The 23,787-nt window shown below is 69.8% G+C and carries 20 protein-coding genes; 8 read left to right on the top strand and 12 right to left on the bottom strand.

Annotated features, from left to right (window positions below; all coding sequences use genetic code 11):
- Positions 1-1,867 precede the first annotated feature (1,867 nt).
- From OHB41_RS51460 to OHB41_RS51445, 4 genes are all read left to right on the top strand, one after another.
- Positions 1,868-2,104, top strand: coding sequence for a hypothetical protein (locus OHB41_RS51460; RefSeq protein ID WP_266709643.1), 237 nt, complete (start codon positions 1,868-1,870; stop codon positions 2,102-2,104).
- Positions 2,105-3,960: 1,856 nt separating this feature from the next.
- Entirely contained in the window at positions 3,961-4,902 is a 942-nt protein-coding gene (locus tag OHB41_RS51455) for an RICIN domain-containing protein (protein ID WP_266709641.1), read from the top strand.
- A 219-nt stretch (positions 4,903-5,121) separates the two neighbouring features.
- Positions 5,122-5,907, top strand: coding sequence for a ParA family protein (locus OHB41_RS51450; RefSeq protein WP_266709639.1), 786 nt, complete (start codon positions 5,122-5,124; stop codon positions 5,905-5,907).
- Positions 5,907-6,722, top strand: a complete 816-nt coding sequence (locus OHB41_RS51445) for a hypothetical protein (RefSeq protein ID WP_266709638.1) — start codon at positions 5,907-5,909, stop codon at positions 6,720-6,722. The genes OHB41_RS51450 and OHB41_RS51445 overlap by 1 nt, the downstream gene beginning before the upstream one ends.
- 133 nt (positions 6,723-6,855) lie before the next feature.
- Here OHB41_RS51445 and OHB41_RS51440 read toward each other — a convergent pair whose 3' ends face one another.
- From OHB41_RS51440 to OHB41_RS51385, 12 genes are all read right to left on the bottom strand, one after another.
- Positions 6,856-7,632: a hypothetical protein gene (locus OHB41_RS51440; RefSeq protein ID WP_266709637.1), complete on the bottom strand. Its 777-nt coding sequence runs from the start codon at positions 7,630-7,632 to the stop codon at positions 6,856-6,858.
- A 135-nt stretch (positions 7,633-7,767) separates the two neighbouring features.
- Positions 7,768-9,987 (bottom strand): type IV secretory system conjugative DNA transfer family protein, encoded by a 2,220-nt coding sequence (locus tag OHB41_RS51435; protein WP_266709636.1) that lies wholly within the window; start codon positions 9,985-9,987, stop codon positions 7,768-7,770.
- 102 nt (positions 9,988-10,089) lie between these two features.
- A complete protein-coding gene (locus OHB41_RS51430; protein WP_266709634.1) occupies positions 10,090-10,464 on the bottom strand; it encodes a hypothetical protein in 375 nt (124 codons plus the stop codon).
- Positions 10,465-11,547 (bottom strand): hypothetical protein, encoded by a 1,083-nt coding sequence (locus tag OHB41_RS51425; RefSeq protein WP_266709632.1) that lies wholly within the window; start codon positions 11,545-11,547, stop codon positions 10,465-10,467.
- Positions 11,548-11,985: 438 nt separating this feature from the next.
- Positions 11,986-13,074, bottom strand: coding sequence for an ISAs1 family transposase (locus OHB41_RS51420; RefSeq protein ID WP_266705580.1), 1,089 nt, complete (start codon positions 13,072-13,074; stop codon positions 11,986-11,988).
- A gap of 78 nt (positions 13,075-13,152) precedes the next feature.
- Complete coding sequence (locus OHB41_RS51415) at positions 13,153-13,632, bottom strand: hypothetical protein (protein ID WP_266709630.1); 480 nt, start codon at positions 13,630-13,632, stop codon at positions 13,153-13,155.
- A gap of 118 nt (positions 13,633-13,750) precedes the next feature.
- On the bottom strand, positions 13,751-14,395 hold the full coding sequence (locus OHB41_RS51410) for a hypothetical protein (RefSeq protein WP_266709628.1): 645 nt from the start codon (positions 14,393-14,395) through the stop codon (positions 13,751-13,753).
- 7 nt (positions 14,396-14,402) lie between these two features.
- Positions 14,403-15,062: a DUF6197 family protein gene (locus OHB41_RS51405; protein ID WP_266709626.1), complete on the bottom strand. Its 660-nt coding sequence runs from the start codon at positions 15,060-15,062 to the stop codon at positions 14,403-14,405.
- Positions 15,063-15,199: 137 nt separating this feature from the next.
- A complete protein-coding gene (locus OHB41_RS51400) occupies positions 15,200-16,348 on the bottom strand; it encodes a hypothetical protein (protein ID WP_266709625.1) in 1,149 nt (382 codons plus the stop codon).
- An 82-nt stretch (positions 16,349-16,430) separates the two neighbouring features.
- On the bottom strand, positions 16,431-16,817 hold the full coding sequence (locus OHB41_RS51395) for a hypothetical protein (RefSeq protein WP_266709623.1): 387 nt from the start codon (positions 16,815-16,817) through the stop codon (positions 16,431-16,433).
- Positions 16,818-16,830: 13 nt separating this feature from the next.
- The gene (locus OHB41_RS51390; RefSeq protein WP_266709621.1) at positions 16,831-17,013 is read right to left on the bottom strand and encodes a hypothetical protein; all 183 of its coding nucleotides are present in this window, start codon (positions 17,011-17,013) and stop codon (positions 16,831-16,833) included.
- Positions 17,014-17,208: 195 nt separating this feature from the next.
- Positions 17,209-17,553, bottom strand: coding sequence for a hypothetical protein (locus OHB41_RS51385; protein ID WP_266709619.1), 345 nt, complete (start codon positions 17,551-17,553; stop codon positions 17,209-17,211).
- A 528-nt stretch (positions 17,554-18,081) separates the two neighbouring features.
- Here OHB41_RS51385 and OHB41_RS51380 point away from each other — a divergent pair.
- The 4 genes from OHB41_RS51380 (at position 18,082) to OHB41_RS51365 (ending at position 23,629) form a co-directional block, all read left to right on the top strand.
- Complete coding sequence (locus tag OHB41_RS51380; protein WP_266709617.1) at positions 18,082-19,005, top strand: sigma-70 family RNA polymerase sigma factor; 924 nt, start codon at positions 18,082-18,084, stop codon at positions 19,003-19,005.
- Between the two features lie 13 nt (positions 19,006-19,018).
- Positions 19,019-19,840, top strand: a complete 822-nt coding sequence (locus tag OHB41_RS51375; RefSeq protein ID WP_266709615.1) for a hypothetical protein — start codon at positions 19,019-19,021, stop codon at positions 19,838-19,840.
- 264 nt (positions 19,841-20,104) lie between these two features.
- Entirely contained in the window at positions 20,105-21,139 is a 1,035-nt protein-coding gene (locus OHB41_RS51370; RefSeq protein WP_266709613.1) for a hypothetical protein, read from the top strand.
- A gap of 1,401 nt (positions 21,140-22,540) precedes the next feature.
- Positions 22,541-23,629, top strand: coding sequence for an ISAs1 family transposase (locus OHB41_RS51365; RefSeq protein WP_266705580.1), 1,089 nt, complete (start codon positions 22,541-22,543; stop codon positions 23,627-23,629).
- Positions 23,630-23,787: the final 158 nt, after the last annotated feature.

The following is a 23,787-nucleotide window of genomic DNA, read 5'->3' as shown; positions in this document are numbered from 1 at the left end:
GCAGACGCGACGCGGCGCCGCTACGCGGCGCTTCCCGCGCTCCGCGCGGCGGCGGCCTCCGGCCCCCGGGGCTGCTCGCTCCGCGATCAGCCGATCCGGCTGACGCCGGATCAGTCTCCAACCAGTCTGCTCCGCAGCCTGCTTGAAGACCTGTCGTCCACTCCGTGGCCGCCAGAAAAGCGGCTGGCTAGGAGAGGGGCCGGTCCGGCGCTCGGCTCGTGTGCACGGAGCGCGACCGAGAGGCCGGAGGGTCGGCCCCGTGAGTGCGTCACTCTCGGGGCCGGATGACTTCTGGGCTGACACGGCACCCCCTCTCCCCCTCCACGGGCCAGGATAACGCACTCCCAAACCGCCCCGCATTCCCGCCAATTGACCAAGAAAGACACGGCCAAAACCCGCACACTATTCCCGCCAAAAACCCACCTCCGAAATCTAATTGACGGGAACTCGGGGAATGCGAAAGAGGTCGGACCGGATATCGGAAACCGCATCCGGATTTCTCCGGATTGACGTCACGGACGCTGCTCCAATTTCGCGCCCAACACCGCCTGGAGGCTGATGCCGTGAGACCCCGTCAGCGGCCTGCACAGCCTCCTGCCGTCCGTCCGGGCCTCCGCCTTCTTGCGGTGCTCTCGTGACCGCCTCGCGGGGCCGGATCTGCTCGCACACGTACTCGTGCACTGCTCGCACACCACTCGCTCACACGGGGCGGATGCACGAGCAGTGTGCGAGTGGTGCACGAGTACGTGTGCGAGTGCTGACCAGGGAAAACCGGGTGGAGCGCCTCGCATGGGTTCGGCTCGCCTTACGGCCCGTATCGGGGGCCCCGTCGACAGGCGTCGCCGGCGCTCCACTTCGCCTCGCCTACGCGGCACGCGCGGCACGCGCGGCACGCGTTGGCCAGGCCAGTCTGGCGCTGTCCGTGCACGCGGGTGCACGTGCACGTGTGCACGCTTTGGCCCTCCGTTTTGGACCGTCATGGAGCACCGCGCCCGGGGACCGTCATGGCACCGACATGGCGGCGTGGCCGTGTCGGTCCCATGACGGTGGGCTGCCGGTGCTCCATGACGGTCTGGAGGCGGGCGCGGCTTGTCGTGAGAGCCCGCCGAGGTGCCGCGCGGGACGGGCCCGGCGCCGGGCTGCTCCTGGTGCTCCAGCTCGATGCGCGGCGCGGCATCGGGGAGCCGGGGCGGCGGCCTCCAGCCCAGGCCATGCACATGCTGCGCGGACAGCGACCAAGCCGGTTTCAAGAACCGGCCCTCACTTGAGGCCCCCATCACAGGACGGAGGCTGGAGGCCCAGCTGCACCGCCGCCAGGACGACCGCGCCGGAGACCCTCGCAGCCCTCCCCGTCCGGGCTGTCGCGTTCGACCCCACCACGGGGAGCAGCCGGGCACACCGCAGGTCACAGGGCATCTGTCGCGCCGACAACCCGACCCACACAACAGGCCACACGACAGCCGGGGTTGCCCCTCCTCGGCCCGTGCAAATGCTGCGCTGTCGCGAGCGGCGCACCGTCCAAGACCGATGACGGCCAGGAGCACGAGCAGCTGCCCGGCACACCGCCGGGCGGTTACGGGTTACCGGTTACAGGCCGGTGAGGACGCCGGTTCGCGCTGCTCAGGGCGCTCCGGTGCGGTCCCTTCCGGGCCGCCTGTAACCGGTAACCCGTAACCGCCGGCGGGCCGTGCGAATGCTGCGCCCCGCCGGTACGCCGACGACGGCCAGGAGCACGAGCATCTGCCCGCCGCGCTCCTGGCGGAGCTCACCGACTCGCACGCGCACGCCACGCGCGCGTCTTGGGGCCCGCCGAAGCGCCGGGTCGTGGCGGTGATGAAGAACTTCCCGCCGCGGCGAGAATCGGGCGATGACCGACCGCCGCCCGCTGGGCACCGGACCGATGCGAGCCGACCTGTCCCGCACCCGAGACACCGAGCTGCCGCCGGCGCCGCGCGCCCAGCTCGCCGCCGAACGCCTACCCGCCACCGTCCCGGCCGCCGAGCCGACGCCGCGCCCGACGGCCGGGCGGCGCGTGCTCGGGGCCGGCCCCGCCGCGCCGGGCGGTGACCGCGGCTGTGACCAACGCGGTGACACCGGGCTGTGACCGCCGGGCCGGACCCGGCCCGTGCCGGGGCGCGCCCTCACGCGTACGTGCGCGTCACCGCGCGCAGGCGGCACGCGCAGCACGCAACACGCGCGGCACGCGTTGGACCCCCGCCCCGGAGCCGTCGGCGGCGCTCCGCAGCCCCGCCCTCGACCCGCCCCGTGCGGCTCCCCCGGCCCGGTCCCGGCGTCCGTCCTGTCTCGTGTGCACGCGTGCGCCCGTGCACGTGTGCACGCTTTTCGCGCGACGCCCACGACGGCCCGGAAACCGCCCTCAGACCACCCCGCAGCACCCGGTCGGACCCCGGGCCCGGCGACCCGCCGGGCGGCTCCCGTACGGGCCGCACGGGCGGGCGGCCTCAGTCCGTCGGCGCCTGGAGGCCAAGCTGCACGGCGGCCAGATCGACGGCGCCGCGGATGTTCAACGTCCAGGCCGAGGAAGGCGCCGATGTCACTGACGTCGATCACGCGCGTCCTTCGGTCGTCCTCGCCCGGCCGTCCCACGGCACCGATCGCCACATCCACATTACGAAGAGCCTCCCGACCTGCGAAGAAGCCGGTGGTCATGCCCCTAATCAGCGGTCTGTCGATGCCTCCGGAGCCGGTGACACCACCCCCCAAGACATGCGATCGACAGGGGGAGAAAGTCATGCCAACTCCGAAGGCCGGGCGCCCCATTGCGGGGCTACCAAAAAGGTAATGGGGAGGGTCGGCGGGCTGCGGCTGCGCGGGGATGTCTGCCGAGGTCAGCGAGCGCGCAGACGTCCCGAGGTGGACGGTGAAGCGGGCGCCCGGCTCGACGTACAGCTCCAGGCAGAGGCTGTCGGTGTCGGGCGCGCCGGGCGGCGTGTACCGCACGGTGACGATCACGAGTTCGGCCATACACGGCCAACGACCAGGCACACGTCCTGGTACCGCCCGAAACCGCCGGGGCGGCTCACGGCGTGCCAACCTCTCCCCCCACCGCCTGTCACAGCGTGGCGGTGCCCGGCCCGAGGCGCCGCCGGGCCTGTCTGACCTGCCGGTGCCGACCTGCCGGGCCGGCGGCCCGCGCCAGGCCGCCGCGCCCGCCCGACGTGCCGTCCTGTCGGGGAGCCTGCCGGGCGGGCAGGTCACCCCACAGGAAGCAGGGGCCCGCAATGGGTATGACCCGCGCAGCGAGAACGCACACCACCCCTTCACCCAGCCAGCCCAGGACACCGCCAACCAGGGTGGCCGTCCGGCCCCACCACCGCCAACACAAACCGCTGTACGACGACCCGACGCTGACGCCGGGCACGACACGGCAGACGCGGGCCGATGCCGGTCAACGGCCCACAGGCGGACCGGGGACGGCGCCAGACGTCAGCCCCGCGGCGGCGAGGCGCGGCCTTCGAGGTCGCACAACCATGCTTCCGGCAAGCCCTGCGCCAGCAGCACGACGGCCTGACGCTCCAACTTGGCCCTGGTCCCGTTCAGCACCGGCCGACCGAGGGCAGCGGCATACACAGCCACAACCTGGCTCCCCGCTGCTGCTTGCTGCGCTCCTCTGCCTGAAAGGCTCACCGAACACGCCCTATAACAATCCGTCACGAACACACCCTGACCGTGAACCATCCCCCTGGCCATCTACGTGTTCCAGTTGCGGGACCCTTGCCGCTGAACACGCAAGCAGCGACAGGTCAACGGGGAACGTCCGCCGCCCATGCCAGACGCCCCCGCTCTCCCGCTTCTCGTTCACTCCCCGCCCGAGCAGGGGTGCCGGCACGAACGAGAAGAGGCCCCGGCATCAAAGCGGTGATGCCGGGACCTCACCCCCGGTATCCACACCACCTGGTCCGTCGGCGTGACTGGTACCAATGATCACGGAGAACAGCAATGGACTACTGCGAACACTGCCGAAGACGGCTGAACGGGGCCCTCAACTGCCCCGGGTGCGGGACCATCCTCTGGACCCCCAAGGCACCGGACAGCGGCGATCTCCAGAACAAAATCGTGACCCCGCCCGGCGAGCAGGACCTCCCGCCGCTCGCACCATGCCGGGAGCAAGCGCCCGTCCCCACACCCGCCCGGGAGCAACACCCGGGTGCGACCTCGCAGAAGTTGCGCCGACTCCCGCTGGTCCTCAGCGCGGCTGGCCTGGTCGTCAGTGTGATAATGGCGGCGCTGACGATCACCGACCCGCCCCACCGGCCCCCCGCCTCCGACGTCGTCACCGCCGTCGGCACCGACAGGCCTGGCGAAGGGCTGCCGGTCGTCCCACCGCCGGGACGGCCGGCGTCAGCCGGCACACCGACTCATCCCGCACGGCCGTCCACCACGGTCACCGCGACGACGACCGCGACCACCGCCGTACTGCCGACCGCCACAACCCCGGCCAAGCCATCCGCCACGGTCACCGCGGCGAACGGCAGCACCTCGCCCCGTCCCACCCCCACGCACACCACCGCACCGACCTACCCAGGATCGGTCGTCAGCTCTACCGGCATGTGTCTGACGTCCGGCCAGGACACCGCCCACGGCGGCACGTCGCTGCTACTAGCCCCCTGCAACGGAACCGACACACAGCAGTGGCAGGCGCTGGCAGACGGCTCCCTGCGCAACGGATCCGACAACCGCTGCCTGGACGTGGTGAACGGCGAGGCCGCAAACGGTTCGACCGTGCAACTCTTCACCTGCAACACCACCCCAGCCCAGAAATGGGCACGCGACGCCCTGCAGGAAATCGTCAACCCCCACTCAGGAAGATGCCTGGACGCCAGCACCGTGGCAATCACGAACTGCACAGGCCAGGCGAACCAGCAGTGGACGATGCCCTGAGCCCCACAGCACCCCTCAGACCCGCCGGGACAGCACCGCTCCGATCCGCGATCCGCGCGCGGGCCCGCCGACGCGCGTGCAGGCACGGTAGGGGCGCCCGGTCGCCCCGACGCGCTCCTGGCGGGTGTCGACGTGTGATCTTGGCCTTCTGGCAAGCTGTGCCGCGTCCGAGTAGCCGCACTGGGCGGTGAAATCAACGGACGACTGAGAGGCCACCGGATGACCACATCAACAGGCGTGCAACGTGCCACCGACACCACGGCACGCGCCGGGCGGTCGGGGAAGGTGATCGTCGTCATTCAGCAGAAAGGCGGCGCGGGCAAGTCCACGATCGCGGTGAACACGGCCGCCTGTGCTGGCAGGTCGGCAGTGATGTCCAACGCAGACGAGTCCGAGGGCTCCCCCGTCGTCGCGGCCGGCATCGACGTCCAGGGCACCCTGGAAAAGTGGTGCGCAGGCGTACGCGAGGCGGCGCTGCCGTTCGACTATGTCGTCACCAAAAGCAAGCTCAGCATCCTCCCGGGCATCGTGGACGACCCGGAGCGGCGTCGCATCATCGTCGATACCCCCGGCTTTCTGGATGTCGACCCTGATGCCGAATGGGGCGCGGACCCGCTTGGCGAGAGTCGTACAGCCGACGCTTTGCGTGAGGTCTTGGAGGTGGCGGATTTGGCGCTCGTGCCGATCACCCCGTCCAAAATTACGTGGGATGAGTGCGAGTTCACGATCGAGCGTGTTCTTAAGCCGCGGGGTATTCCTTTTCTGGTCGTGATCAATATGCACGATCCCGGCAAGGATAAACACGAGAGGCAACTGAACAAGGTGAAGGAGTGGATCGACGAGCGGAACTATCCGCGCGTTGCCGACCCGATCCGTCGGTACACGATCCATGAGCACGCCTACGAGAACGGCACGCTCGTCACCGAGTACAAGATGAGCGGCACCGCGCTGAACGCCCGCGAGGACTTCATGCGCGTCGCCCTGACGATGGAGCAGATGCTCTGATGGGGCGGCAGATCAACATCAACGGCGCGCCGCAGGGGCCGGGGCGGCCGGACACGGCGGTGGCGCTGGCTCGGTCCATCGATCACCTGCCGACGAAGCAGCTCTCCGACACCCCGGTTCTCATCGCCCAGGAGCGCGAACTCCTGGTGCGCTGCGAGGCCGCGCTCGAGAACCTGCGGATCGCGTACTGGGCTGCGGGCAAGGCGCTCCAGGTCATCCGGGACGGCAAGCTGTACCGGGCGACACACAAGACCTTCGAGGACTACTGCAACGAGCTGTGGGACATCACGCCGCAGTACGCGAACCAGCTGATCAAGACGTGGAAGATCACAGAGAAGCTGTTCGAATCGGTCCACGGAAAATCGAACGATTTGGAAACTGTAGTTTCTAAAAAGCTGGGCATCGCCCAGGCGAGGGGGCTGGTGTCGCTCGCCGAGGACCACGGCATCGACGCTGCCGCCCTGCTCTACCTCGCCCTGATCCAGGTGAAGCGACTGGACGTCACGTCCGACATGGTGAAGGGAGCCGTCCGGGCGCTGCCTCCCGAGGCGGCCGGAAAGAAGAAGGCCACCGAGGAGGCCGTGCTTGCGTACCTCGCCAGCATCGAGGGGAAGCAGGAACTCCCTTCGTCCGCCGACCCGTACAAGGCGCTGCACCGGGTCACGAGGAAGCTCAGCCCGGACGCCGTCCGGGCCGCCATGGAGCGCAACCCGGACGGCACGCGAACGATGGTGCGCGAGCTGATCGAGGCCCTGTCGACATCGGTGGGGATGGAGGTAGAGATCAAGTCGTCAGCCCAGTCGACCGCGGCCTGACGGCTCTGGAAACGAAAAACGGCCCGGCTCCGGAATGTGCGGAGCCGGGCCGTTGCCGTCGAGTGGTCCGTGGACGGCCGATTGAAAGGCCTGGTGTCGTCGCCGAGCTGGCGCCCGGCCATCTTGCGGTTGGTCAGCCGGTGATGGGTTCGGGGCCTGGCCCGTACATGCCGCGGACCTCCTTGCCGTCCTTCTTCTGCCGGTGGATCTTGTCGGCCTTCACCAGCCTGGTGAGGGCGTTGTTGAGGGTGGAGCCTTCCAGTCCGGCGGCTTCGCCGATGGCGTCCTTGTGGAGGTAGATGACTTCCAGTGCGAGGGGGTCGGCGTGGTCGGCGAGGACGGCCAGGATTTTGTCGTCGGCGGACGGTTCACGGCCGGCGGACACGGTGATCTCGCCGACGGACCAGTTACCTTCCTCGTCTTCCGGGACACAGACGAGGGCGAGCTTGCGCCCGGCGAACTCTCCGATACGGCGTTGTGTCCAGCCCTGGGACAGTCCGTACCGGATGCGGGCGTGGGCCTGGGTGTCGGTGAGCAGCGCGGGTCTGGTGCCGGGCGCGCAGTCGGCGGGCAGGCCGGGCAGGTCCGAGTCCTGGGGTAATGGATGAGACGCGGGGCTGGCAGGTTGAGGCTGGGCGGGGATATCCGCGGAGGCCGGGGCCGGCGGACGGTGAGCGCCGAGGTGGACGGTGAGGCGGGCGCCGGGTTCGGCGTGCAGCTCCAGACGAAGGCTGTCGGTGTCGGACGCGCCGGGCGGGATGTAGTGCACGGTGACGATCACAGAGTCGGCCATGCGCGGTGAACGACCGGCAGCGCGGCACGGTGCCGTTCCCCCGGACGCGCGCGGCCCCGCCGACGTGGCGCAGGCGGCATCCGGGGTCTTGTCGGTGTTGGGGGCCGTGGTAGTCATGAGGCTTCCTCCCGGGGCACTCGAAGGGGTGTGACGGGGGGGCGGCCGGCCCTCATGCCGATGCGACGGCTGCCCGGTGCGCCCTGGCCCTCCGGTCGTTCAGGTCCGGAGGGCCGGGGCAACTCGCAACGCTGGTCAGCCGGTGATGGGTTCGGGGCCGGGTCCGTACATGCCGCGGACCTCCTTGCCGTCCTTCTTCTGCCGGTGGATCTTGTCGGCCTTCACGAGCCTGGTGAGGGCGTTGTTGAAGGTGGAGCCTTCCAGTTGGGCGGCCTCGCCGATGGCGTCCCTGTCCAGGTAGATGACTTCCAGTGCGAGGGGGTCGGCGTGCTCGGCGAGGACGGCCAGGATTTTGTCGTCGGCGGACGGTTCACGGCCGGCGGACACGGTGATCTCGCCGACGGACCAGGTGCCTTCCTCGTCTTCCAGGACGCAGACGAGGGCGAGCTTCTCGCGCTCGTCCCAGTTGGGCATGTCGGCCGGGGCGGCGATGTGGTCGTGGTCGATGTGGGGGGAGGCGTCTTCCAGGATCCAGACGCGCATCATCTCGGGGTGTCCGCCGGGTCCGGCGATGTAGCCCAGACCGAAGGTGCGGCGGGGGTCGTTCTCCGACATGTTGGGGTCGAAGATGATCCCGCGTTCCTCGCGCCAGACGGCCGGGATGTCGGCGGGGTTGCAGCCCTCGAAGTGGTCGGGCAGGTCGACCAGGTTCTTCTGGGAGCTGTCGGAGCGCAGCAGGATCAGCGCGCCGCCGTAGATGACGTTGTCGCGGATCGAGGCGAGTCCGCCGAGCTGGTCGAGCTGGAGAATCTGGTTGATCAGCACGAGCTGGATGCCCATGCTGCGGCCCTGGGTGGCGATGGCGTCCACGATGAACGCCGCCTCTTTCCGGCAGGAGGACTCCTCGCCCAGGAGCCGTGAGGCCTCGTCCAGGATGACGGTGACCTGGGGGCGCTCCGGGGTGGCGGTGAAGTTCTTCAGGCCCTTCTGCGCGCCCTCGGCGATGCGGTGCTGCAGGAGGTTGTAGGCGACGCGGAGGGAGCCGAGGGCGCCGTCGAGGCCAGTACCGGAGTGCGCGGCGAGTTCTGCGACAGCCGGGTTGCTGGAGCCTTTGGGGTCGGCGTAGATGACGGCGTGGCCGTTTGTGTGGGCGGCCAGGGCGACGAGCTGGGCGGCGCCGCCCTTGCCGGAGCCGGTGACGCCGCAGATGCAGATGTGCTGCGCGCCGAGCTGGGGGTCGGCCATCTGGACGCGGGCCGGGTGTCCGCTGATGCCCTGGCCGAGGACCACGTAGCCGTTGGCGTTGGCCTTGAGCACGTGCGGGCCGGGGAAGGCCCGTCCTTGTTCGAGGGGGTTGGTGTGCATGATGCGGATCACGCCGTGCCGGGGGTTGAGCCGGGGTTCGTAGGAGATCAGCAGGGGGTTGGTGCGCAGTGCGCCGGCGAGCTCCATGCGGTCGGGTGAGGGCAGTTTGGAGATGTCCTCGTCGGCGACGACGAGCGCGGCCTTTCCGCCGGTGTTGGGGTCGTCCTGGACGTCTTCGAGGTGGGTGTGCGGCATGGGGCCGCTCCTGCGGGCCACGCGCATCAGCCACGCGCCCTCGAGGGTGTTCGGGTCCATCTCGGGGGGCGGCACCAGGTGCACGGTGATGAGTTTCTCGCCGGGGTGGGTGCCGGGGGTGAGGGTGACCTGGCCGGCGGGGACCTCGTAGAGGGCGCCCACGGTTTCCCGGGTGACGTTGACCGGCTGGGGCATGGGGGCGCGGATGACGCCGCGCCAGGAGTCGGCGGACGCGGCGCGGACGGTGAGTTCCTGGGCTGGGTTGGTTCCCTCGGGGCCGCTGATGAACTCGGCCCACTTGCGGTAGATGCCGGCGACGGCCCCGGACGCTTGCAGCGGCTGGCCGGTGGCCTGCGTGGAGGGCGCGGCCTTGGCCTTACCCGGCTTCTTCGAGCCGAACACGGCGCGGAGCTTGAGCGGGACCAGGGCGACGCCGCCCCACCAGGCGAGGGAGACCAGCGCGGGCACGCTGGGGAAGTCGAGCATGCCGAAGGCGAGGTTGTCGATGCCGTCGGCACCGCCGAGCGCGCCGACGGCGAGGGCGGCCGCGGACGTCACCGACGACAGGAAGAGCGTGGAGCGGTGGGCGCGGATGACGTCGTTTCCGGGGATCTGCTGCATGACCGAGTGCGGGACGCGGTGCATGTAATTGGCGGCGGCGAAGGCCCCGGCGCCGCCGACGACGAGACCGGCGAGGCCTGCCGCGCCGGAGTCGAGCAGCGGAGCGCCGGCGCCGATGACGACGGGGGCCGCGGTGGTGGCGTAGGCGATGCGACGCTCGGTGGCGGTGTTCATCGGAGGTAGGGTCCTTCCTGGGTCTCTTGATGGGGGCCATGGGCGGGGCACGCTCCCGGGCGAAGGGAGCGCGCCCCGTTCGCATTGGTGCGTGGGCGCGGGCTATTCCTGCCGGTACCAGCGGTGATCCGTTGCGTGGTCGGGGCTGCGGCCCACGGCCGTGTTGATGCCGTCATGGGAGGCTTTCGCCTGGGCGTCGGCCGCGTCGGCGGCCTTCCCCGTGGTGTCCGTGCTGGTCGAGTACGCCAGGATCGCTTTCGACGTCCCGTCCATGATCTTGGCCAGCTCGGCGGTCTCGGCGATGGTGGCCCGAGCGACTCCCATACGGCCGATGGACTCGGCAACCTTGCCGGTGTCCTTCGCGGCGGCCTCCAATGCCTTGGCACGCTGGCGGACCTGTTCACCGCCCTTGCGGACGTTCTTCGCGAGTGCCTGCACCTCGGCGCGGAGCTGCTTGTACGTGATCTTGACGGCCATTTACGCGGCCTCCTGGTAGAACGCCATCTCGGCGGGCATCGTCTCGGGACTGTCGAGGACGGCCTTGTAGATCAGGCCGTCGCGCTTCTCCACGTTGGCGAGGAGCACCTTCACGGACTCGGCGGCACGTACGGCCCGCTTGTGCGCCTCCTCGGCCGCCGCCGCCTCCTGCTGCGCCGCCTCGGCCAGGCGCTGGAGCTTCGGCATCAGCTTCTCGCCGCCCTTGACGCTCCTGGCCTTCTCCGCCAGGGCGAGGGCCTGGCGCGCCTGTTCCTTCTCGTAGGCGACGAGGGCCTTGAGGACGTCGGCGGCTTTGGCCATCTGCGTGGAGCGGGCCTTCAGGCGCCGCTCGAAGGTCTTCAGGCTGCGGACCTCGCCGCGGGTCATCGACTCGCGGGCCGCGCCGTCACCGAGGTAGACGCGGTCCTTGTCGATGCCCTTCACCGCGAGCGGGGCGGCAGTGTCGACGGTTGTGTCACTCACCGGCTGCTGTTCTCCGTCTCTGCTGGTTGGCGCGGGCCGCTGCTGGGCGTCGGCGCGCTGCTCCTTGCGGTCCTGGTGGGCCTCATCGAGCCGGGCCTTGTCCTTGGCGGCCTGCTCCGTGCCGTCGGCGTAGCCGTCCCGGGTGCCGTCGACGTAAGCGCGGACCTGAGCGACACCACGCGCGGCACGGTGGCCGTCGCGGAACCCGGCCTCGCGGGCGTCCTGCGTACGCGGCCGACCCTCAGCTGCGGCCGATGCGGATGCGTCCTGCGGGCCGGTCGGCTGCTGCCCCTTCTCCTTCGGATCGCCGGATGCGGCCTCCTTGGAGTCGCCCGGCTTGGCCGTCTGGTCCTTCGAGTCGGCCGGCACCTTGCCTTTCGGGCCGGCCGGCTTACCCGCCTGCGCACCGGACGCCTTGGCCGCCTGGTCCTGCGGCCCGGTGGCCTTGCTGGTCTTGGGGGTGGTCTTGGGGTTCGGGGCGAGGGCTTCGCCGCCGTCGCCGTCGTGGACGGTGGTGGTCCGCTGGTCTCCCTTGGCGTTCTTCGAATCGCTCGCCGTCCTTAAGTCGCCTGTGTTCTTCGAGTCGTTCGAGGACTTCACCGACCGGCCGCTGGTGTCGGTGTCGTGGTTCTTGTCGTCCTTGGAGGTCTTCGCCGCGCTGGTCCTGGCCGAGTGGTTCTTGTCGTCCTTGCTCAGGGACGTCTTGTCGGCCGTGTTCGCGGACGTTTTGTCGTCGCGGTTGGTTTTGCCCTGCTGCTGCCGGTGGTTCTTGTCGTCCCGGCTGCGGTGGGAGGCGTTCTTGTCGTCTCGGTTGCTCTTGGCCTGGCTGGCGTTGGTGTGCGTGCGGGTGTTCGCCGACTTGGCGTCCTTGTTGCCCTTGTGAGCGTGGGTGTTGGTCGTGGTGGTGCCCCCGACCAGGGCTTGATCAAGTTCCGTAGGTGTCTGGTTCGGTTGTGATGCCCAGGATGTGGAGTGCTCGTTCGGGTTCGTTTCGAATCGCTCGGGTGGTTTTGGCGATGTTGTCGGATCCGAGGGTCTTCAGGACGCCGATGGCGAGGTTGCGGAGGGTTGCCATGGCGCGGGGTGCGGTGCCGGTGTGGACGGTGGAGGCGTCTTCGGCGAAGGTGACGTCCCTGATGTGGTGTGAGGAGTTCTCGATCCCCCAGTGCCCGCGGATCGCGGTGGCAAGGCCGGCGGGGCCGGTCTGGTGGGCGTCGAGGCTGGTGACGGCGTAGAGGCTCTCCCGGGTCTCGCGCTGGCCGGTTTGCTTGCGGCGGCGGTGGACACGGATGGCCAGGCGGCCGTGGGGAAGGAGATCCCGCCGAGTTCGTCCGGGACGGCGCAGGTCTTGATCGAGCGGGACTCGCGCCTGCCGTGCCCGGTGGTGGAGGCGGTGTGCTGGACGGGAATATCGCGCCACGGCAGGTCCGCGAGCTGGCTGTGGGCGGTCGGCTGGTTGGTCTTGATCACGGCGATGTAGTGGGCCTTCTTCGTCTCGACCAGCCAGGAGACGTTCGCCTTGACCGAGTGCAGCGCGTCGAAGGTGACGACGGTGCCGGCCAGGTCCAGCGGTGCCAGGAGCGGTTGGAAATGTGTGGTTTCGTTCGTCTTCGCGCCCACTTCCACCTGCGCGAGGGTGACGACCGGGGCGTGGGTGACCGCGGAGAGCAGATGCCGGCGCTTCGCGGTCAGACGGGCTGATCCCTTGAGTGTCTTGCCGTCGACAGCGATCACACACGGCCGCCCGGACGCCGAGGGCGATGGCCTGTGGGCCGGCTCGGTGGCGACGCGGTGCCGGTCGGCGAGGTAGGCGCCCACCGCCCGGTCCAGGGCGTCACCGTCAACGGTCCCCAGCACCCGGCCGATCGTGGCCGGTGACGGAGTGCGTCGCCAGCCGAGCAGGTGACGCCGGATCCCGATCACTACCAGGAGTGCGTTCGAGGCGCGCTGGCCCCACTCGGCGAGTTCCTCGATGCTCCTCGCTCCCGACACGGCCGCACAGGCGCACACCAGCAAGATCGCGGTCAGTGAGTACCAACGGCCCCGCCGCGAGCGCGGATCGGGCACCGCATCGAGGTAGGAACGCAGATCGGCGACCTGACCGGCGTCCAGCGGACCCAGCCTCATCAGCACGGCAGGGACCGGAGAAGATATTGCAGCAGGCACGGGCCACCTCGTGATCATCGGGCGTAGGAACCACAATGATCACGAAACCCGTGCCTGCCCTGCTATCCACCCCAACCGACGACAGCCCGGCCAACCCTCACCACCCCGGAACTTGCAGCCGCCCTGGCCCCCGACCCGGTTCTCACTGATCGTGTGGTTCGTGCGGATCTGGCGCGCCTGCGCTTTGGCCTTCTCGACTTCCAGCGCCTTGACGTTCGCTCCCGCGCCCTTGCGCCAGCGTTCGACGGCCGCCAGCGCGAGCGCGCGCAGCACGCTCCCGCTGTGCGCGTCGCCGCTCTGGCCGGCCTCCTGGCCGTCCTGCGCATGGAACGCGGCGCTCGATCCGGCGTTCTCCTCGTCGGCGTCACCGGCCGGGTGGACGGGGGCGATCGGGGTGAGCGCGGAGGCGACGAAGCCCAGCGGCTCCTCGGCAGCCGGGCCCGAGACGGGAGCTGAGGTCGGGGCCGGGGTGGGTTCAGGCTCCGGGCCGGCGCCCGGGGCGCCGGTGGTGTCGTCCATGAGTCGTCACTCTCGGGTCGTACCTACTACTACTTCCCAGCCAGCAGGCCCCCTTTCCGTGCCCACAGGCGCGAAAGGGGGGCTCTGAGCTGGGAAGTAGTAGTAGGTAATTCGGTGGCTAGGCGGTCTTCTTGGCCTTCTTGGCGCCGAACAAGGCGAGGGCGGCGCCGCCGCCGACGAGCCACAGCAGGCCGTTGTTCCCGGAACCGCCACCGCCGTCGTGGGGGTTCAGGCCGCTGGAGCTGGCGGCGTTGGCCATGTCCGTACCGGTCTTGGTGGCGGACCAGTCAGCGCCGTCGCCGAGCTGCTTGCACTCGCCCACGACCTGGGCGCGGTTCCACGGGCCGCCGGTCTTGCCGATCTGCGCCGAGCCGTCCTTGACGCAACTGTTCAGCGCGGTCTGCCGGGCGGCGCCGGCCTCGACGGCGGCCTTACGGTCGTCGGCGCTGGCCTTGTTGATCTCCTTTATGCGCTCCAGCTCCAGGCGCTCCCGCTGGAGGGTGATCTCCTGAGCGCGGGCATCAGCCCGGTCGGAGTCGGCGGAATAGGCCGTGTAGCCGACGAGGGTGGCGCCGACGACGGCCGCACCGGCAAGACCGAGCACGACCTTCCCGCGCGGGGTCAGGCCGGTCCGGCCGGCCGGGGCGCCGCCGTAGGGGGTGGGGTCGATGATCTCGACCTGCTCCGGCTGCACGGACTGTGCGGGGGCGGTGTGGAAGCGGGCGGTGAGCCGGTCGAAGGTCTCGCGGTCCTCGGGGGACATCAGGGATCTACTCCTTGTTGCTCAGGGCGGCGGCAGCCGACCGGTTGATGAGGTGCTCGACCTCGGCGAAAGTGCGGCCGGGCAGGTCGTTCCAGGCGAAGAACTCCATCCCGACGCCGTCGGCGGCGAGGGTCTGCTGCATGTACGCGACCGCGCGGGCCCGGCCGGCGGGAGTGACGTAGCCGTGGTACTCGAGGACGGTCTGACCGCCCCGGATGCACAGGCGCCCGGACGGGCTGATGTCGAAGGACTGTCCCCAACCCCACGCCTGCAACAGGTGCCCCAGCTGGATCAGGTGCGCGGAGGGGATCAGGGGCCGGGCCACGCTGTCGTAGACCAGGCCCCAGCTGGACAGGGCGTTTCGCACGGGGCGGGGCAGGAGGGTCCGGCCGCGCCCGGGCGGCGCGGGCACGGCCAGCGTCCGGCGCCGCCCCCCGAGAACAACCGGCACCACGACCGGTGCCGGGGCCGGAGCAGGCGAGCGGCGGCCGGGCTGGGGGCGGGGCGCCCCCTCCTTCGGGGATCGTGCCCCCACTGTTTTGATCTCTTCGGTCCAGTACGCGGGTCCGCCCATGGCGTTGCCCTCCGTCCGTTCGATGGGCTGACTGATCTCCGCTTCGCTCACCGGGGTCTGCTCGCCGGGTCTGCTCGCCGGGTCTGCGGCCACTGGCCGCTCACCGGCTCACTCACCGGCTCGCTCACCGGGGTCTGCCACGCGGGTTCTCGACTGCTTCCGGCAGTCGCAGCAAGGGCCAGCCCGCACAGGCTGGCTGGCCCTCACTGGTGGTGCCGGACAGGACCGGGTCAGACGTCGGAGTCCTCGGACGCCTCGTCGTCGCTGTCGATGTCCTCGGCCATCTCGCCGTGTCCCTCGTTGGCCCGCAGCGCGGTCCACGCGCGGCGGATCCGCTCCTCGCTGCCCTGGTAGCCGGCGCTGCGGAAGCCGTCGCGGGCCTGGCGGTAGGACAAGGGCGGGTCGTCGCAGTAGCGCAGGTGCCGCAGCACCACGCCGATCTGAGCGTCGGTCAGCTGCTCCCCGGGCACGGGCACCGGCACGCCCGCGACCGCCGCGAGGTCCGCGAGCGCGCCGGTGCGTGCCGCCTTGTGTGCCGGTGTGCCGGTGGGCGTCACGCCGGGCGTGCCGGTTTCCGTACCGGATGCGTGCGGCAGGGCGCTGACCTGCGTGCCGGTGGTGCCACGGCCCGGCAGCGGCGTGCCGGTGGCCGTGCCGGGCAGGGCAGGCGCGCCAGGGGTGAAGGTGCCGAGTTCCGGCAGGGCGATCGCCGCGACCGAAGCGGGGAGCACCTTCTCCGCGACCGTGGCGGCGGTGGTCCCGGCCTGCTCGTGCAGGTCCTCGGTCATGGACTGCTGGGTCTTCAGCACCGACAGGCGGTAGGCCGTCTCCGCCTCGGACACCCGCTCGTTCAGGTCGCGGGCCACGTTCAGCAGCTCGATGCGGTCGGCGGTGTCCGCCTCCATCTTCTCCAGCTGGTCCGCGACCTGCTGTCGCCGCGTCGCGATGGCGCGGCGGGTGGCGTCGGACACCCTGCGGCCCAGCGCGGGCAGGGCGAACCACCAGGCGCCCTTGGTCGCCCCGATCGCGATCGGGGCGATGACCACGGCCAGGTCGAAGCCGGCGCCCGTGGTCTTCAGCCTCAGGGCCAGGTCGACCGTCGGGATCGCGGCGTTGACGGCGGTGAGCGCGAGACCGGCCCACTGCACGCGCTTGGCGCGGACCCGGTTGTTGCCGGACAGGATCTCGGTTGCCTGGAAGACGACCCACAAGGCATCCAGGGCGCCCACGGTCGGGACCGCCCACACCCCGAACCTGGGCTCCAGGATCTGATAGCTGACCGCCATCGACAGGACAGCCACCCCCAGGGTGACCACACCCAGGATCGCGAGCACCATCCCGCGCGGCGACAGCCGCCGCCAGTTCCTCTTACTGTTCACTCTTCTGCTTCCTCTCGTTCCGGGCCCGGCCGGACGGCCGGGATCAGGTGGCGGCCGTCAGGCAGCCTGCAGGCCGGAGGTGTCAGCGGACCCAGCGGCCGTCCTTGATGACCTGGCGGCCGTCCTTGAGGGTCAGGTCGGTGACGAACGCCGACAGGGTGGTGCCGTCCAGCGCGCGGCGGGTGTAGTCGGTCGCCCACACCTCCTCGCCGTCCCGGCGGCCCATCAGGTGCACCCGGGTCTCATAGGCGGGCTCCAGCGCGGCGGCCGCGTTCTCGGCACGGGACTCGGACGGCAGCACGATCGAGCCGCAGGAGTCGTTGAGACCGATCAGGAACAGGTCGCGCAGCTCGAAACCGCGCACGTCGAGGATGCTCAAGATCGGCTCGGTCGAGCCGTGGGTGTGGACGTTGTTCGGGTGGGTCTTGACCCAGCGGCCGCCACCGAACTTGCTCATGTCGAAGGCCATCGAAATCTCCCTTTCAGCGCCCCGGGCGCTGGTTGAGTCGGTTGAGGTAGGCGTCCTGCAGCCGGGCGAAGGCCTCGAACAGCCGCTGCCCGGCCGGGCAGTTGAGGCTGTCGCTGGTGCAGTGGGTGCAGGCCGTGGTGTGTGTCTGGTAGGCGCGGTGCGCAGCCTGGTAGCGCTGGTACAAGTCATCAGCCACGAGGCGGTCTTCCTGGGTGATGCCGGCGGATGAGGTGGAGGTCGGTGACGCGATACCCGGCCTCCCACGCCGCCGCGGCCGCCAAGGCGGCAGCCGCGAGCAGCAAACGGGTCAGCGGGTGCGTCGGCCCGACCGCGAACGCGGCCCGGGCTGCGCGGTGCTGCGCTGCCCGGGCCGCCTGTATGAGATGCGGCATCAGCTGCGGCCGGTGCTGCTGCACACGCCGCACACGCCGCCGTTCCAGTCGGGGAACCACTGACCGCAGTAGCTGCACTGCCCACCACCGGACGCAGTGGCCGGCGCGGCCAAGGGCGTGACCGCAGGAACGGCGGCGGAGGGCGGACAGTCGCTGCCGGTGCACGACCACCGGCCACACAGCGGGCACGCGTCGTCGGCCATGCGGACCAGCCTGGCCCGCATCTGCACCGCAGTGCGCGGCACGCGCCGAGGAGCGAGAATCAAGGCGTCCTGGGCACGGACGACCGCAAGCAGATGCGCACCCAGACGCTGATCGGGGTTCGTGACTGCGATGATGGTCATGCGGATCGGTTCCTTCGCTGGGAGATCCGTGGACCCCCGGCACACATGGCGCTCCAACGCCGTGCCGGGGGTCGCGCCGTCTGTGCGGCGCGGCGAGCGGATGGGGAGTTGCACAACACACTGGCTGCTGGCTCTCGCCAGCCCCGACCCCACCCCTGGGGCCCTGCTCAGATCCGCTCTCGGGCTGCCGTGCGGCCAGCCCCCGCTCAAGACCCCACCGGCAAGTACCAGCGGGAGGGTCGTCTCGTCACAAATGACGGCAGGGGCGCCGCGCCCGAAAATCAAGTCCACTGTTGAGTTCTCAAACAACGACCGGCCACCCATCACCCCGCCGCGAGTACGACGAGTTCACCGGGGCCGACATCTGGATCTGGCGCTTGAAGTACATGTATAGCCAACGCGACGGACCGGTTTAGCGCCCTAAACCGACCGTGCATCGAAACCATAGGACGCCACTCCGCCGCGCGTCAACCACCTTGAACAGTTGCGGTTTAGTGAGGTAAACATGAGGCACGAAGGGAGGCACGGATGGAAAAGGAACGGCCCGACGCTGCTCCGCTGACCGAGCTACAGGAACAGCTCCACTCAGCGTTCGACGTCGCATTGGCCCAGCTCAAGGAGTTGGGCGACCCTCTACAGCGGGCCAAAGCCGCTCACGGGCTCGTCGCCCGCGTACAGGACTACGGCAATGAGATCCAGGCAGTGCGCAACGAGGCGATGAACGAGACCCTGCGGGTCGGGGAGCTGAACAGCACCCAGTTGGCCGCAGAACTCGGCATCAGCAAGGGACGGGTGAGCCAGCTCGCTAAGGGAGCTCCGCCGGAGCGCCTGTTCCTCGGCTCGGGCAAGGTCATCGTGGCGCTCGCCGAGAAGCTGGAGCACGGCAAGCTGCACGACGGCCGCGACAAGCGGGTCCAGGGCCCCGTGATCGCCACGGAGGACTTCCAGACCTACGAGCATCTGCGGGAGCTAGCCGAGGACGTCGGCCTGGAGATCACGTTCGAGCGCATCCCGCTCGGGGGCAATGTACGGCTCAACCGCAACAACCTGGTGGTGATCTGCGGCCCCAGGCTGTCGCCTCTGATCGAGCAGATCCTCGAAAGTGACCCTCACCTGCGGTTCGACAAAGACGACGACGGCTGGTTCCTGACCGACCGGAAGACCGGCGAGGTCTATCGCTCGCCGATGGACCACGGTGGCAACAGCGACGTCGCGTACTTCGGCCGGCTCCCGCGCCCCGACGGTCAAGGCACGTTCCTCTACATCGCTGGCATCCACGCCCGCGGTTCGGGTGGCGTCGTGCACTGGCTCAACAGCGAGCTGGCGACCGTGCACCGAGAACTGAAGGCGAAGCGCTTCTCGACCCTCGTCTCCAGCACGTTCGACCCCGACACGTTGGAGATCACCTCCAGCAAGCGCATCACGCCGTTCTACCGCCCGGAAGGGGCCTGACGTGCAGGTATCCATGGCATCGACCCCGGGTGTGGGCGCCGCGAACGAGGACACGGTCCACGTGAGCCCCACCGGAGTGGTCGTGCTGGACGGCCTGTCCGCCCCGAAGGACCTGCCCATGGGGTGCGTTCACGGCACCCCATGGTTCGTGCGACAGCTCGGCACCACCCTGATCAACCTGATCGGCGACGACGAGGTGTCCCTCCGGGAGGCCCTTCGCGTCGCAATCGCCGAGGTCAACGACCTGCACCGAGACTCCTGCGACCTGGACCAGGGAGCGGTACCGGCCTCGACCGTGGTGATGATCCGCGAGCGCGGCGACTTCCTCGACTACCTAGTGCTTTCCGACAACGTCCTAGTACTTGACCTCAGCACCGAGGGTGTAAGGACGATCGTCGACAAGCGTGTGGAAGAGGTCGCGGCCGACGAAGTACGAGCCGCATTGCAGGGGCCGACCGGCACTCCTGAGCACGCTGCCCGCGTATCCCGGCTCGTCACCGTCCAGCGACGTCTCCGCAACAAGCCCGGTGGCTACTGGGTCGCGGCGACTGATCCGGCGGCCGCAGACGAGGCCATCACCGGCTCCGTGGAACTCGCGCGCGTGCAGCAAGCCGCGCTGCTAACCGACGGCGCCAGTCGCCTTGTCGACTGCTTCGGGGCTCTCACCTGGGCTGAGTTGCTGACGCTTCTGCGCACCGAAGGCCCGGTAGCACTGATCACCCGCACCCGTGAGGCCGAGCTTGCCGACCCGGTGGGGGAGCAGTGGCCCCGGTTCAAGCGCTCGGACGACGCCACCGCCGCATACGTATCCGCGTTGCAGGAGGGGGCGCGATGACCGCCGTCGCCCACCTCGCCCTTCCGCCGCTGGTTACGCGAGACGAAGTGCCACCAGCCTGAAAAGGGCCGAGGACGTTCGATAAAACGCAAAGGCCCCGCCGAAGCGAGGCCCGTACGTCCGTCGCCGGGGATGAGAGCCCGGACGGCGGAGAAGCACCTTGAGCTAGTAGATCGGAGGTGCGCTCCCCTTGAGCGTACGACGCACGACCGGCACAGCACCACATGGACAGGCCCCCGCCCTGGTCACGGCGGGGGTGCCCCGATGAGCGCGCCCACTCGTAAGGGCTTCAGCGGGCGGATCGAGCGTGGCCCGATGGCGGCCGACGTTCTCCGGGAGAACTTCACCCAGATCTTCAACCTGGCGCTGCGGGACAGGCGGCTGTCACGGCGCGCGCGGGGTCTGCTGGCGGAGATCTTGTCGCACCGTGACGGCTTCGGTGTCTCGATGGCCGCCCTTCTGGCGAACGGGCCGGAGGGCAAGGACGCGCTGACCGTCGCCCTGAAGGAGCTGGAGCGGTACGGCTACCTGCACCGGGAGCGCGAGCGCAACGATCTGGGGCACCTCGGAGACACGGTCTTCAAGATCACCGACATGCCCAACGGGCTACTGCTGGGTGCGGAGGCCCCGTGGGAGACCCCCGAAGAGCCTCCGACGGGAAAGCGCAGGTCAGCACCTAAGCCGGAAAATCCGCCTCAGGTGGGCGAGACGCAAAAGCCCAGGTCAGAACCTAAGGCGGATTTTCCTGCGCAGGCTAAGCCTGCGCAGGCTGATCCGCCGCATAAGAAGAACAATTCCTCCTGCGGAGCAGAAGACGATCTCTCTCTCGGCAGTCACACCAGTGACACGCCGGAGGGGGCGCGCGCCGGAGAGAGAGAGGCGGCTGCGCCGGAGGGACCGGCGGCTGAGGTGCGTAACGACAGTTCCGACGGTGTTCCGCAGCAGCGCGCCGGGCAGGCCGCGGACTCCGGTGCTGTCGATCTGGTCCTCGCTGGGTGGGCGTTGGGTGCCGGGCTGCAGCGTCCGCCTGCCTCGGTGGGCGGGCAGCTTGCCGGGCAGGTCGCCGAGCTTGCCGGGGAGTACGTGACGTCGGAGGAGCTGCGTGCGATCGCGGAGTTCGCGGGGGATCGCCGTTGGACCGACCTTGGTCGTGCCGCGATGCATCCGGAGTGCGTCAAGCGCCTCAGGTCGGTCCGGCCGGGCCTGGCGGGGGGTGTGGGTGGCCGTGAGCGGTGTCCGGATCATCCGGCCCGTTACCGGAAGGGCTGTCTCGACTGCGCGTTGACCGTGCCGGTCTGATCGCGGCGGGACGGAGCCGTGCCCGCGCTGCCCACCCGACCGATGGCATCCTGCGGATGCGCAGGAGCCGCTGTGTGCCCGTCTCCCGCGTTTTCGCCTCGCCCGGGTCTCTCCGGGTGGGGCGGGGCCGGAAAGGACGTCAGGCCGCCGTACAGGGCCTCTGGTTGGCGGGGTGGGGTATCGCGGGTCTTCGAAGTTAGGCATCGCGCGGTTCCCGACGCGGTGTCGGGATCGTCGACGACAGCGTCCGGGAGCGGGTTTCGTTCACTCGTTCACGTGCTGGGTGGGGGTGAACGAATGTGGGCCCTACACGCGTACGTACGCGTACGGGGCGGGGCGTTCACGTTGCCCTCGGGGTGCTTGTGACAGGTTCAGGTGGCCCCACTTTGGCCATGATCGACATTCGTTCTGGCCCCCAGGGCTGGGCCCGCGGCTGGCCGCACGCGTCTGCGGATCTCCGGCGGATTCCTGGCGGATGGTCCGGCTGCCCTTCCCGGGCGTCTGTACGCCCGTCTGCGGGCTCCGGACGGCGGCAGTGGGGCTTTCCTCGTGTGCGTGTGTGTTCGGGGGGCTCACGGGGCGTGTGCGGTTTTACGGTGCCGGGGTGGTGTCTGTAAGCACGCGGGCGCGTCCCGGGGCCCCTGCTCCGGGCCGGTTCCCGGGGCGCCGGTGGTGTCGTCCATGAGTCGTCACTCTCGGGTCGTACCTACTACTACCTCCCAGCCGCAAGGCCCCTCTCCGGGCCCGTGCGGGCGCGGAAAGGGGGCTCTGAGCTGGGAAGTAGTAGTAGGTAAGTCGGTGGCTGGGCGGTCTTCTTTGGCTGCTGATGAGGGCCGGTCAGGTCCAATGGCCGGCCGATGGCGGGACCGATGCTGACCTGCGCGGACCAATCAGACCGATCAGCCGTCGCACCCCCGGGTTGAGGGCCGTGCGGCGGTGTTCTGGCCTCCGTGTCCGGTTGTGCTGGTCAGCACCGCCACCCGGCACCGCCATGAGACCGCACCCGACCGCCACCCACCGGCACCCAGGCTGCCGGGTGGCGGTGCCCATGGCGGTGCGAACCGGGCGGGGTGGCGGTGCCGGGTGGCGGTGCGAAAGCGGGCATGCCGGACGGGCGCAGGTCCGTTGGGAGTCCGCTGGGCACCCGCTGGCTGTCCGCTGGGAGTCCGTCTGCGTCCGGTCGTCCGGCGGTCCCCGGACAGGCCGTCAGCGGGCTCCCAGCGGACTTCTGGACGGCAGGGCGGCTGCAAGTTCCGGGGTGGTGAGGGTTGGCCGGGCTGTCGTCGGTTGGGGTGGATAGCAGGGCAGGCACGGGTTTCGTGATCATTGTGGTTCCTACGCCCGATGATCACGAGGTGGCCCGTGCCTGCTGCCATATCTTCTCCGGTCCCTGCCGTGCTGATGAGGCTGGGTCCGCTGGACGCCGGTCAGGTCGCCGATCTGCGTTCCTACCTCGATGCGGTGCCCGATCCGCGCTCGCGGCGGGGCCGTTGGTACTCACTGACCGCGATCTTGCTGGTGTGCGCCTGTGCGGCCGTGTCGGGAGCGAGGAGCATCGAGGAACTCGCCGAGTGGGGCCAGCGCGCCTCGAACGCACTCCTGGTAGTGATCGGGATCCGGCGTCACCTGCTCGGCTGGCGACGCACTCCGTCACCGGCCACGATCGGCCGGGTGCTGGGGACCGTTGACGGTGACGCCCTGGACCGGGCGGTGGGCGCCTACCTCGCCGACCGGCACCGCGTCGCCACCGAGCCGGCCCACAGGCCATCGCCCTCGGCGTCCGGGCGGCCGTGTGTGATCGCTGTCGACGGCAAGACACTCAAGGGATCAGCCCGTCTGACCGCGAAGCGCCGGCATCTGCTCTCCGCGGTCACCCACGCCCCGGTCGTCACCCTCGCGCAGGTGGAAGTGGGCGCGAAGACGAACGAAACCACACATTTCCAACCGCTCCTGGCACCGCTGGACCTGGCCGGCACCGTCGTCACCTTCGACGCGCTGCACTCGGTCAAGGCGAACGTCTCCTGGCTGGTCGAGACGAAGAAGGCCCACTACATCGCCGTGATCAAGACCAACCAGCCGACCGCCCACAGCCAGCTCGCGGACCTGCCGTGGCGCGATATTCCCGTCCAGCACACCGCCTCCACCACCGGGCACGGCAGGCGCGAGTCCCGCTCGATCAAGACCTGCGCCGTCCCGGACGAACTCGGCGGGATCTCCTTCCCCACGGCCGCCTGGCCATCCGTGTCCACCGCCGCCGCAAGCAAACCGGCCAGCGCGAGACCCGGGAGAGCCTCTACGCCGTCACCAGCCTCGACGCCCACCAGACCGGCCCCGCCGGCCTTGCCACCGCGATCCGCGGGCACTGGGGGATCGAGAACTCCTCACACCACATCAGGGACGTCACCTTCGCCGAAGACGCCTCCACCGTCCACACCGGCACCGCACCCCGCGCCATGGCAACCCTCCGCAACCTCGCCATCGGCGTCCTGAAGACCCTCGGATCCGACAACATCGCCAAAACCACCCGAGCGATTCGAAACGAACCCGAACGAGCACTCCACATCCTGGGCATCACAACCGAACCAGACACCTACGGAACTTGATCAAGCCCTGTCTGGACGGGCGTTCGGGGCGTGCGTGGGTCCTCC

Origin of the sequence: Streptomyces sp. NBC_01571, assembly GCF_026339875.1 — a bacterium.
Taxonomy (GTDB): domain Bacteria; phylum Actinomycetota; class Actinomycetes; order Streptomycetales; family Streptomycetaceae; genus Streptomyces.
The sequence above is the reverse complement of the archived record's forward strand: the minus strand, read 5'-3'. Positions and strand labels throughout refer to the sequence as shown.